This is a genomic window from Chishuiella sp. (genome assembly GCF_032109125.1).
Lineage (GTDB): Bacteria > Bacteroidota > Bacteroidia > Flavobacteriales > Weeksellaceae > Empedobacter.
Window position 1 is genome coordinate 141,241 of record NZ_DAMCLZ010000005.1, and the last position, 13,367, is coordinate 154,607.

The window sequence follows — 13,367 nt, forward strand, 5'->3', positions numbered from 1 at the left end:
AAAAAATAAAACTTATCACCAACATATTGAATATTTTACTATTTTCATTTTAAATTAATTAACATGAAAATATTTAGCACATTACCTTTATTTTTTACTTTAATATCAACTACAATTTCTGCTCAGAAATTAGAAGTAAAATACCAAGAAATAACTCATATAGATGAAGAAGCATTAAAAGTATCTATTCAATCGAATAATACTTCTAAGTTACCAGAAAATTTTAAGGATAATATGTTAAAGAATCTAACAGATCCTAAAGATTATTTACTAACAATATATGATAATCAGTCATATTACAAGAAAGAAGAAAAAATTAGTAATAGTCAATCTAGTGGTGCTTCATTTAGTATAAGTTTTAGTGGTGTAGGTAATGGATTGTTTAAAGATCTTTCCACAAATCAGTATTTAACAAGTGTTTCTATGTTCAATAAAGAATACACTATAAAAGATCAATTAAAAGATTATCAATGGAAAATATCTCGAGAGACAAAAAAGATTCTAGGTTTTGATGTAAAGAAAGCAACTTCAACTACAGATAGTGGAAATATAGTTACAGCTTGGTATGCACCAAGTATTCCAGTAAAAAATGGACCAGCAATGTATAGTGGTTTACCAGGATTAATATTAGAAGTACAAACAACCAATTCTAAAAGTAAGTTAAAAGAAAATACATCAATAAAAGCTATTGAAGTAAAAGAAGATCCTTCCTTGAAACCAATTCAAAAACCGAAAGAAAAAAATGTAATTACTGACGAAGAGTTTAAAAATATTTCTGAAAGTCAATTTAAGCAATTTAAACAAATGCGTTCTGAAGGAGTAGATAGAAAAGATTAAGAAATTTTTACATTTTAGTTAAATTTGAGATAAAAATTTTAAAACTAATTCTATTAAAGCTTATATTTAATTAAAGAAATAAAATAATAAATTTATGAAAGCTTTAATCATCGTTGACCTACAAAATGATTTTTTACCAGGAGGTTCTTTAGCTGTAAAAGATGGAGATACATTAATAGATCGTATTAATCAATTACAGGAAAAATTTGATATCGTTGTAGCTACACAAGATTGGCATCCAGCAAAACATGAAAGTTTTGCAAGTCAACATGAAGGTAAAAAGCCTTTTGATGTAATTGTATTAGATGACCATGATAAAACTGTACAAGTTTTATGGCCAGACCATTGTATTCAAGGAACAAGAGGAGCAGAATTACATAAAAATTTAAATCAAAATAGAATTAGTGCTATTATTCGCAAAGGAATGAATCCTAAAATTGATTCTTACAGTGGGTTTTATGATGTGAATAAGAAGAATCCGACAGGGCTTCATGGTTATTTAAAAGATCATAATGTAACAAGTGTTTATATCTGTGGTCTAGCTGCAGATGTTTGTGTTTATCATACAGCTGAAGATGCATTAAGATTAGGTTATGCAACTTATATTTTAGAAGGTTCTACAAAAGCAATTGACGAAGAAAAATTCGAAAAACTAAAAGAAAATTTTGTAGAGAAAGGAGGAAACGTTTCTACTTATTTATTATAAAAATATAATTTATCATCAAAAAAAGCCTTAGTATTTATTTAATATTGAGGCTTTTCTTCTACACAATAAATATGTTATAATTTATTTTTTTGAATAAAATCGATATATTCAGATGGTGTAATACCTTCAAAATCTTTAAAAACTTTATTAAAAGTAGATTGATTATTAAATCCCGCTTTACTGTATATATAGAATAATTTAATTTTACTCATATCATTTTCTTTTATTAATTTTTTTACATTATTAATTCTATAATGGTTAACATAATGATTGAAATTTAAATATCCATGGTATCTTATTGATTGTGAGATATAATTATTATTAGCTCCTACTTCAATACTTAATTGAGAAATGCTAAATTTTGGGTTAGTGAAAAACTCTTTCTCAATCATAAGAGCATCAATTTTTGTAAATAAAGAAATAGTACTAGAAATATTATTTTCATTTGTTATAATTCTATTTTTAATAGAAAGTCTTTTTTTGTCATATACAATCTGTATTTTTCTTAATCTATCTTTATAATGAAGAAAAATACACATTGTCAAAATATTAGAACCTATGACAAGAAGATCTGTATATCTAAGCATTTTATAGGATGATATAGAGTAATAATTAAAATCATTTGCTATAAAAAACGTTATTCCAATTACAATTATTAAATAAATCATATATTTTATAAATGTATTTTTTTTGAAGAAAATATATACAATAAAAGGAATTGGGATATACCAGCATAAATTCATTATTGAATAACTCCAAAAATATACTACCGGAAATGATAAATAAATAGGACCTATGATTAAATGAAAATGTATAATTTTATTTATAGTTTTAATAGATAATAAATAAACAAGGATAAGAGAAGTAATAGGAAATAGAGATCCTATTAAACAATAATACCCCATTATAATGTCATTAAAAATTATAAAAAAGATAGAAGAAAAAAGAATTAAAATTGTACTAACAGTAATATCATAAACTTTTAATATTCTTTTCTCTAAATTCAATATATGAGATTTAGTTTTTTCCATTATAATTTTTTTTCTTAATAATATTTCATTTTTCATTGAATTAAGTAGTTAAATATTAATATTTTAATATTTAAAATTTGAGAAAAAAAAAGTTTTAATACTTTTATATATTTCATTGCAAAGCCTCGTAAATAGTAAGTAGATCAATTATGTTTAGGTGTAATTTTGTAAAATTATTAACGCAAAATTAATGCAATTTATGAAATTAAATCTCTTTTTACCATTCCTATTAATTTCTAGTTTTCTATTTAGTCAAGTAGGTATTAATACAAATACACCAAATCCTAATAGTAATTTACATGTTTCTGAACGTAATGATCCAAATAGTTCAAATGATCCAGATAATTACTCAGGAATAATAATTCAACGTTATACAACTTCAGAACGAGATAAATTAACTTATTCTGATTATCCTACAAATAGTTCTATTCGTTTAAATAAATTTGATAATAGTTTAATGATTTTTAATACTTCAGAGAATTGTTATAATTATTGGAATTTTGATGAAGAAGAATGGAAAAGTCTTTGTGGAAATTTAGGTAATGCAAAAATTACTTTTGATTGTAATTTATCAGAATTAAAAGGAAATTATGTTAGAGGAAAAGAGGTCGATGGAACTAACTATATTCAAATTTCTGTTAATGTAACAAAACCTGGTAATTACCAAATAATGGCTAATTCTTCTTCTAATAATGGTTATTCATTTGTAGGTCAGGGAACATTTGTTACTACTGGTAAACAAATTGTTAAATTATCTGCACAAGGTACACCAATTGGAGTTCAACAAGACAATTTTGATATAACTTCTTCTCAAGAAAGTTCTCAATCAAAATGTAGTATTTCTGTTCAAGTAAAAGCAGATATATCCAACTATTCTTTAAATTGTTCTTCAGCTATCGTTAATGGAACATATGTTAAAGGTACAGCTTTAAGTTCTAATAATACAATATCTATGAATGTTAATGTTAGCTCATTAGGTTCTTATGATATTAATACAAATCTTATTAATGGAGTTGGTTTTTCTGCTTCAGGAACTTTTACAACTACAGGGACACAGACTATTACATTAATAGGAACTGGAACACCTACTGTAAATTCTAGTTTTGATGTTAATATTGTTTCAAATACTGTTGATGGCAATGCAACATGTAGTGTTAATATACCATTAACTTTACCTGCGATGACTTATGCTATTATTGGAACTAGTGATTATTCATGGAACAATGTATATCGAAAATCTGCATTTAATTCTAGTTCTTTTGGCGTAAATGGAAAAGTTAAAATTATAAAATTAAATCAATTATGGTCTCAAACAGATGTCAATGCAGCAGCAAGTAGTTTAAATGGTAGTGGAGAGAAGCCAGATATTATTTTATATTATTCATATGGAGCTAACCCAAATTCTAATATTACTACAGCTCTTAATAATTACATTGCAAAGGGAGGTGTTGTAATTTATGGATCGTCAGATAATACAGCAGCACAGACGAATATTTTATTGCAAGGAATTTATGGAACAACTAATCCTCCAGTTGCTTATGATAGAGGAGGAAATAGTAGTCAAAATGATTATCAAATAAATAATAATCCTAATGATCCAATAATTAATGGACCTTTTGGTAATTTGTCTTCAAAATATTGGGGAGAAGATAATAGTGGAAGTGTATTTGTTAGAAATTTACCTTCGACTGCGACGCAAATAGCTTCTGCAAACAATCAATATTCTAATAATAGTATAAATCCAGAACATTCTATACTTTGGTATGATGACCATTATAATTTTGCTTATGTAGGTGATTCTGTAGCAGCTGCATGGGATACAAATACATCAACAACAGGATGGGCAGCAGTTTATAATCAGACAACAGGTTTTCCTATAGCTAAATCTTTTGGTTATTGGAATTCGGGAACAGCAGGAAATGTATTTGTTTTCAATTCTGCTATGGATTTAAATTTGGTTGCATGGGCACTTCAAAAAGCAGCCACATCAGGTATTAATAAACATTAGTAGTTGTTATATATTATAAATAATAAAAAAAGAGGAAGTTTTTTAGTTAATTATTTATGCAAGAAGTCTTAGTATTTTATTACTTAGGCTTTTTGTTTTTAAATAAAGTATATACTAAAAATTATTTTTTATTTTTCTATGTAACATTATATCAATATACTATACTAATTATATAAAACATTGATATATGAAAAAAACAATTCTAACTTTTGCTTTAGGAATTATCACAACAACTATTTCTTTTGCACAAGATGGTAAAACACAAAACATAGATGCTACTTATATTACTGAAGTAAAATTTGATTATGAAAAATTAATGACAACAATTCCAGCACAAGTAAGAGCACAAGTAGGTCCAATGCTGAAAGCTGAAATTGATGCAGGAATTTTTATAAATTATTTTTTTAAGAGTAATGGAAAAATGTCTACTTATACTTTAGAACAAAAAGTAGGAAATGCACAATCTCAAGGCGGTATGATTGCTCAACAAATGGCTTCATTTGATAGCAAACCTACTTACAAAGATTTTACAGTTACCCCACCTACATCATATAAAGAAGTTGATATGATGGGGAAAAATTTTTTAATAAAAGATGCTATTCCAGATTATAAATGGAAAATATCTCGTGAAAAAACAGAAATAGCAGGTTATCAAGCAACAAAGGCAGAGGGTGTTATGATGGATTCTATTCCTGTGACCGCTTGGTTTGCTCCGGCTATTCCTTTAAAAGATGGACCTAATGGACTTGCTGGATTGCCAGGATTTATTGTAAAAGCAGAGTTTGAAATGAATAATGCACATATGATTATTACATTAAAAGAATTAAATATTTCAGATAAAGAGTTAAAAGTTACTTTGCCAACAAAAGGACAAGTTGTTACAACAGAAGAATTCATGAAAATAATGAAAGAAATGCAAAAAAAGTTTCAAGAAATGTCAAATAGTAGTGTTGATACTAAATAATCAGTTTTATTTTTATAATTAACACTATATGAAGAAATTTTTCTACCCTATTTTTTTGATTGGTATTTCTCAATTTTCCTTTGCACAAGAATGTAAGTTAAAAGGAAGTATTGTAGACGAAAACGGAATTCCAGTAACAGATGCTTCAGTATCTATTTTTGATGATAAAAATGAAGGTCAAGGTTTTGTTTTTACAAATAATGTTGGTGAATTCGAGTTTAAATTACCTTGTGGTAAAAAATATGATATCGAAGTTGAACAAGCAGGATTTGAGAACTATTTAGAAAATATTGACTTAAAGGAAAATGTTAATCGAAAAATAAAATTGCTAAAAGGTCAACAAATTTCTTTACAAGAAACAATTGTTAAGGCACAGCAAGCAATCAAAGTAAAAGGAGATACGATTGAATATGATGCAGATTCTTTTAAGGTAGGTAATGAAGAAGTTTTAGAAGATATTTTAAAAAAATTACCTGGAATTGAAGTTCAGAATGGTAAAGTTTTTTACAAAGGAAAACAAATGTCTCAGGTAACTGTTGGTGGACGAGAAGTATTGGGAGGAAATGAAAAACTTTTGAACAAAAATTTACCTTCAGATGCAGTATCTAAAATACAACTGAATACAAAATTCAAATCAAATCCTTTTGCCTCATCTTTACAAGAAGATGATGAACAATTTTCGTTAAATATTGAATTAAAAGATGATATGAAACGTCTTGCATTTGGTAATGTAACTCTTGGTGGAGATGCAGATAAACATACAGATGCACAAGCAAAAGTTTTTTATTTTTCTGAAAAAACAGATGCAACAATCATCAATGATTTTAATACATTCGGAAAACAAGTTTTTGATCAAGATGATTATGTAAGTTTTTTTGGAGGATATTCTGAATTTAATGCTGAAGGAAGTATCTATTCGCTTCGCACAAATGATAATTTAAATATTTTTACAAAAACTGATGCTCCAATGATGAACAGCTATAATGGAGCAGTACATTTTGGAGCAGAACCTAATAAAAAATTACGTGTTTCTGGTTTCGGATTAATAAACACAAATAACATTCGTTATAACTCTCGTGTAGAAAATCTTTATTACAATGTTGACCCTACTTATACAACGGTAGATGAAGAAAACAATAGGAATAATACAATGATGGGAATGGCTCGTTTACGTTTAGATTACAATCCGAATGATAAAGGTCAAATAAAATACCGTTTAAATTTTAATTATCTAGATAGTGACAACGAACAATCTGTAAATAGTTTTTATAATGGAGAACAAAACAGTTTTAGAACAATTTCTTCGGATCAAAAAAACTATTCATTTTCTCAAACATTATCCTACATAAAAAAAGTTGGTAGAGATCATAACATCGGATTTTATTTGCGTCATCAATATCAAAAAGACACGCCAGATTATTCTATTTTTTCTGATTCTAATCCATTTTCTTCTTTTTCAATTTTCGAGAATTTAAGTGAAGTTAATAATCAGTATAATATCAACCAAAATCAAAAATATACGTTTAATACGATTCAATTTTATACGATTTTTAATTATTTGCTGACAAATACTTCAAACTTAAAATTAAAAGCAGGAACTAGTTTCAGTATTCAGAATTTTGATAATTCAATTTATGATTATAGAAAATTATTAACCAATGATAAATTAATTTCTGATACAGATTTCAATTATAATGAAACTTTTATTGATGCTACATTGACAAAAAAAATAGGAAGCTTACAAGCAGATTTAGGTGCTGGTTTATCTTATTTTGATCAAACAACTAAATTTTATGATGGTTCTGAAACGAAGAAGAATCAAACAAAAGTTTTACCTCACGTAAACATTCAGTATAAATTCAGTAATGCAACAAATATTTATGCTAGTTACAAACAAAATTATAGTTTTCCTTACACGAAAGATTTAAATGATTCTTATAGCATTCAGAGTTATCAATCTATTTTTTATGGAAATCGTGATTTAAGACAAGCTTTAACTCATAATGGATCATTAAACTTTCAACATTTTAATGCATTTTCTTTCTTTAGTTTTTTTGCTAGCTTAGGTTATACAGAACAAGAAAATAGTATACAAACTCAATCTATCATGAATCTGAATTATATTACAGATAATTCTGGAACTGTAACAGGAATTAAACCTCCTTATCAATTTAATTCATTAATTAATTCTGATAATAAGCAAAGGTCTTATTCGGGAAATATGATGGTAGAAAAAAGATTTGTAAAATGGTATAATCTTCGATTAAATGGAAATATATCAACATCAAATTATTATACAATTGCTACAAACAGAAGGTTTGAAAATGATGTACTTGTAAATGAAAATACAGAAAACGTAAATAATAAAAGTTTTAGTCAAACGTATAACTTAGAAAATAAATTTACTTTTAATAAAAAGTTTGAATTAAAAGCTGGATTAAATTTAAGTCTTAACGAATATAAATCTCTTGTTACACAAAATTTTAAAACTTGGAAACCCTATGCAGATGCAGCTTGGTCTGTAACAAGTAAATTATTATTACAATCTGATTTTTCTTATCGTATGCAATATCGTAACAACGAAAAATTAAATAATGCTAAAGAATGGAATGCATCTGTTCGATACAATGTTGCTAGAAAAACCTATTTAACTGTAATAGGTGGTAATCTTTTAGGTAACAACGTAATTGTTAGTAACGGTGTTAATAACAATAGTATTTATACTTCTACAAAAAATGTATTAGGAAGATATTTCATTTTCAATGTACGCTATAAATTTTAACTAAAAATATCTCGTTATGTATATAAAAAATAAAGCTTAGTATTTACTAAGCTTTATTTTTTATATAAATTATTATAAGTTTAATAACTAAAAATATATTGTTACAATCAATAATAAATATTGTTTTTTTATTCTTAAATATTTCTTAATACTATTAGAAAATAAGTCGTAAATTGCTTGTAAGTTATTCATAGCTATTTTTTTTAAATTTTGATTAAAATAGTAATGAATAATAGTAAATAAAATTCATTTAAGGCAATTTTATTTAAATGCTTAATAAAATATAAATTATATCAAAATGTTCAACCAACCAAACCACATTAAGATAGGATTTTGTATTGTAATTAGTCTGTTTCAACAATTGAATGCCCAAACATTATCGTTTACTGATGCATATGAGAGAATGTATCATGATAATAATTCATTAAAGGTTGTTTATAAGCAGAATGAAACACAACAATATATCACAAAATCTATAAAAGGTCTACGTTATCCCTCATTAAATGCATATGCAACAGGTATTGTTTTTGATCGAAGTTTAAAAGAAGGTTTTAATAATGCTCGAAATGGATTAGCTAATTTTTTAAATTTACCGAATCCAAGTATATTAGGAAACTGGAGTATTCCTATTGCTAAAAAAGAAATGGCTTTTGCAGGATTTAATGCTGTTTGGCCAATTTTTACAGGAGGGAAAATCAATGCAGCTGTTAAAGTTGGTGAAATTGAAACTGAAATTTCAGCTAAAACTATTATAGGAACAGAAAATCATCTGATATCGGAACTGACACAACGTTATTTTCAAGTAAAGCTAGCGGATGAGGCTTTAATTGTTCGTAAACAAGTTTTAGATGGAATGAAAAAACACTTATATAACGCCACTAAATTAGAAGAAAACGGAATTATTGCTCCAGTAGAAAAATTAGTTGCAGATGTAGCTGTTTCAGAATCTAATAGAGAAGTTTTAGCAGCAGAAAAAGCTATAAAAATAGCTAGATCAGCTTTAGCAAATACGCTAGCTACAGATGATATAAAAGATAATTTAACTTCTGATTTTTTTGAAATTATAGATTTGAATTCTTTAGAATTTTATAAACAATCGGCAATTAATAATTATCCTGAATTACAGAAGATTATATTGCAAAAAGATTTAGCTGATCAAGGAGTTAAAGCTAAAAAATCAATCTATTATCCTACTGTAGCAGCCTTCGGTCAAACAATTTTATTACATAATAATCCAATAGGTTTAGGAGTTTTAGATTCTTCTAGAGAGAGACCTTGGGCTGTAGGAATAGGAGTTACTTACAATTTATTTGATGGTTTTAAAAATAAGAATGAACTAAAAGCTGCTATTACTACAAGAGAAAGTATAGATTTCTTAGAAGCTAAGGCAAAAAAAGATGTTATTACTTTAGTGGAAAACTTATATTTTGAAATTCAGAAAAGTCAAGAAGAGATTGAGAATTTGAAAGTACAAGAAAAATTAGCTTCAGAAGTAATTAGAGTTCGTAGTAAGGCTTTTTCAGAAGGTTTAGCTACATCTACAGATGTTATTGATGCAGAAAATAACTTATCAGTTATTCGTTTACTAATTCTTAGTTCACAATATGCTTACACTGTTTCTTTTGCTAACTTGTTAGAATTTAGTGGACTCAGTAAAGAATTTTTAAATTATACAAATTAATATAACCTATGAAAAATAAAATTATTAATGCTTTACTAGGTGTTTTTATAATCCTAGTTATTTTAGGTGTATCACTTTGGTATATGAAAGCTCCTTCTATATCATATTTACAAGGACAAGTTGAAGCTAAACAAATAAATGTTGCCTCGAAAATACCAGGTAGAATAGATAAAATTTTAGTTGAAGAAGGTGATGTTGTTGAAGCAGATCAGTTGTTAGCAATTATTAGTACACCAGAAATAGATTCTCAATTAGAGCAAGCTAAATCTGTAAAAGTAGCTGCAGAAGCAGTTAATGAAAAAATTGATAATGGTTCTCGTTCTCAAGAAATATTAGCAACTTATAATGTATGGCAACAAGCTAAGTCTGCTAAAGAATTAGCCTATAAAACATATACTCGTTTAGATAATTTATATAAAGATAAAGTTATTCCAGCTCAGAAAAGAGATGAAGCCTATACGCAATATCAAGTTGCAATAAATTCAGAAAATGTATCTAAAGCGAACTATGATATGGTTAAGATAGGAGCGCGTGTTGAGGATAAAAAGGTAACTAAAGCGCAAGTTAATCAAGCACAAGATGCTATAAATACTGTAACTATAATTAGAAATGAAGGACAAGTTAAAGCACCACGTAAAGGAGAGGTTTTAACAATTATGCCTAATAATGGTGAACTTGTAAATATGGGATATCCTATTATAAATTTAATTGATATTAATGATGTTTGGGTATTTTTTAATATAAAAGAGACATTATTGTCAAAGTTTAAAATGGGAACTAAATTTTTTGCTATTATACCAGGTTTAGAGAATAAAAAAGTTCAATTACAAGTTAAATATGTAGCAGCTCAAGGAGATTATGCAACATGGAATGCAACAAAAACACAAGGAGATTTTGATACGAGAACATTCTTGATTAAAGCTTATCCAGTTCAAAAAATTGAAGGTTTAAGACCAGGAATGAGTGCTCTGGTAGATGAAGCTGATTTGAAATAAAAGTGGGATTATAATATAAATTGTGATAAAAAAAATTTTAAAAATATTTTTAGGAGAGTGGTCTCATATATTTAGTACTCCTCGTCTTTTAGTTGTTTTATTTGGTATTCCTATATTCATTTTTGCTTTTTATGGATCTTTAATGGAAAAAGGAGTTCCTACAAAACTGCCAGTAGCAATTCTTGATCAAGATAAAACACCATTCTCAAGACAACTAGGGATGATGCTTAATGCTACATCTACAATAGATTTAAAGAATGTAAATAATGAACTAGAAGGAGAGAGTTCTGTGAGAAGAAATGATTCATTCGCTTTTATAATAATACCAAAAAATTTTCAACGGAATATAGAAAAAGGAAATTATACTAGTTTATATTGCTCATATAATGGACAATATCTTCTTTCAGGTGCAATTATTTTTAAGAGTTTTCAGACAGTTGCCCAAACTTTTATGGCTGGTATAGTACTACAAACATTAGAGCAAAAAGGTTTATCATCTGCTGAAGCTATGTCTTCTATATTACCAATTAATGCAGACATACACATTTTATATAATCCTTACACAAGCTATAGTTATTATTTGAGTATAGCTTTTATACCAATGGCATTGCAAATAATGGCAATGATTATGTCTATTTATACATTTGGTTTAGTATTAAAACAAAATAGAGGTTTAGAATTATTGAACCAAGCTGGAGGAAATATATACATAGCTATTATAGGAAAAATTTTACCGTATACAATCATCTTTTTTTCATTTGGATTTTTAATGAACTGTTTGTTGTTTTATAAAATAGGGACACCATTCAGAGGAAGTTTTATAGGAGTTAATATATTATTTTTTGTTCTTATTTTAATCTGTCATAGTATAGCATTATTCATTGTTTCTATAACAACTAGTTTTAGAACGGCTCTAACTATTGGAGGGGATTATACAGCACTTGCTTTTTCTTTTGCAGGATATACTTTTCCTGCTTTAGGGATGAATCAATTTATACAATACTTATGTTATATATTCCCATATACTTCATACATGCGTTTTATGGTAGATTATGGTGTTCGAGGAGTTATTTTTAGTAATGCTCAAAAAATATATCTTATAATTTTTGCAGTATTCTCTTTATTCGGTGTTATAGGTATACCATTATATCATAAAAAATTAAAGAAAGGACATTATGATGTTTAAAAAAATTATTAGCTCTCTTTCTTTAATTATAGAAACAGCTAAAAAGGAAAAACAATTATTATTTAAAGATTCAGCTTCAATAGAGATTTATATTGGGTGTGTTATTGCAGTTTATTTTTTTTACACATTTGTTTATAGTCCCGAAGTCTTTACAAAATTACCTATAGCTTATGTAGATAATGATCAAACTACAATTTCTCATGAAGTTAAACGTATGTTGAATGATACAGAATCATTGGATTTAATATATGAAGTGACGAGTTTAGAAGATGCTAAAAAACTATTTGAAGAAAATAAAATAAATGGAATTATAATGATTCCTAAAAACTTTTCAAAAGATTTACAAAAACCAGGGAATAATCCAACTATTGCAATCTATTGTGATGCATCATATATGTTGTATTATGATAAAACATTACAAGCTGTATCTAATTCTTTAATGGCTTACACATCTCAATTACAACTACAACAGACGATGATGAGTGGAGTACCAATGAAAGAAGCTCAAGCTTCTTCAAAACCTTTTAATATTATTTCTACTTCTTTGTATAATCTAGATGAAGGCTATGCAACATTTGTAATCCCTTTAGTGATTATAATCGCAATGCAAACTTTACAATTAACAGGAATGGGAGTTTTGTACGGTACAATGAGAGAGAACAATACGTTCTCTAAAAATTTCGAAATAGCTAAAGGTAGATTTGGTTATTTTTTTATGACTATAGGTAGATCTATACCCTATTTTATTATATCAATGTTATTATTTCTTTTTGGGATAGAAGTTATTTTTCACATTTTTACAATTCCACAAAGAGGAAATGTTTTAGAAGTAATGGTTTTTCTTATTCCAGTAACCTTATCTATTATATTTTTAGGGATGAGTTTAATGAATTTTTTTAGAAACAGAGAAGATCCTATAATGCTTCTTACAGTTTTTTCTATTCCAGCTTTGATGATGGGAGGAGTGTCATATCCAACATTGGCTTTTCCATTATGGATAAAAATTATAGCTATATTTTTTCCAAGTACAATTGGTGTAAAAGGATTTTTAGCTTTAACACAAGCTGGAGCATCTCTGGTAGAAATTAATGATATATTTATACAAATGTGGGGAGTTTGTTTATTTTATTTTATAATAGCAGTTTGGACTAATAGAAGATTTTTGAAAAAGTAATTT

The 13,367-nt window shown here is 27.0% G+C and carries 10 protein-coding genes; 9 read left to right on the forward strand and 1 reads right to left on the reverse strand.

Annotated elements, in window-relative coordinates; genetic code table 11:
* Positions 1–63 precede the first annotated feature (63 nt).
* Entirely contained in the window at positions 64–837 is a 774-nt protein-coding gene (locus RT575_RS07620) for a GLPGLI family protein (protein ID WP_313383579.1), read from the forward strand.
* 94 nt (positions 838–931) lie between these two features.
* A complete protein-coding gene (pncA, locus tag RT575_RS07625) occupies positions 932–1,543 on the forward strand; it encodes a bifunctional nicotinamidase/pyrazinamidase (protein ID WP_313383581.1) in 612 nt (203 codons plus the stop codon).
* 74 nt (positions 1,544–1,617) lie between these two features.
* Here pncA and RT575_RS07630 read toward each other — a convergent pair whose 3' ends face one another.
* Positions 1,618–2,574, reverse strand: coding sequence for a helix-turn-helix domain-containing protein (locus tag RT575_RS07630; RefSeq protein ID WP_313579940.1), 957 nt, complete (start codon positions 2,572–2,574; stop codon positions 1,618–1,620).
* Positions 2,575–2,773: 199 nt separating this feature from the next.
* Here RT575_RS07630 and RT575_RS07635 point away from each other — a divergent pair, with 199 nt between their 5' ends.
* The 7 genes from RT575_RS07635 to RT575_RS07665 all read left to right on the forward strand — a co-directional run bounded on the left by RT575_RS07635 (position 2,774) and on the right by RT575_RS07665 (position 13,364).
* Entirely contained in the window at positions 2,774–4,582 is a 1,809-nt protein-coding gene (locus RT575_RS07635; protein WP_313579942.1) for a hypothetical protein, read from the forward strand.
* A 187-nt stretch (positions 4,583–4,769) separates the two neighbouring features.
* Positions 4,770–5,546 carry a GLPGLI family protein gene (locus RT575_RS07640; RefSeq protein WP_313579944.1) on the forward strand — a complete coding sequence of 259 codons (777 nt, stop codon included), beginning with the start codon at positions 4,770–4,772 and terminating at the stop codon, positions 5,544–5,546.
* 28 nt (positions 5,547–5,574) lie between these two features.
* A complete protein-coding gene (locus RT575_RS07645) occupies positions 5,575–8,328 on the forward strand; it encodes a TonB-dependent receptor (protein ID WP_313579946.1) in 2,754 nt (917 codons plus the stop codon).
* Between the two features lie 298 nt (positions 8,329–8,626).
* Entirely contained in the window at positions 8,627–10,009 is a 1,383-nt protein-coding gene (locus RT575_RS07650; protein ID WP_313579948.1) for a TolC family protein, read from the forward strand.
* A gap of 8 nt (positions 10,010–10,017) precedes the next feature.
* The gene (locus tag RT575_RS07655; protein WP_313383589.1) at positions 10,018–11,004 is read left to right on the forward strand and encodes an efflux RND transporter periplasmic adaptor subunit; all 987 of its coding nucleotides are present in this window, start codon (positions 10,018–10,020) and stop codon (positions 11,002–11,004) included.
* 22 nt (positions 11,005–11,026) lie between these two features.
* Positions 11,027–12,190 carry an ABC transporter permease gene (locus RT575_RS07660; RefSeq protein ID WP_313579950.1) on the forward strand — a complete coding sequence of 388 codons (1,164 nt, stop codon included), beginning with the start codon at positions 11,027–11,029 and terminating at the stop codon, positions 12,188–12,190.
* Positions 12,180–13,364: an ABC transporter permease gene (locus tag RT575_RS07665; protein ID WP_313579952.1), complete on the forward strand. Its 1,185-nt coding sequence runs from the start codon at positions 12,180–12,182 to the stop codon at positions 13,362–13,364. The genes RT575_RS07660 and RT575_RS07665 overlap by 11 nt, the downstream gene beginning before the upstream one ends.
* Positions 13,365–13,367: the final 3 nt, after the last annotated feature.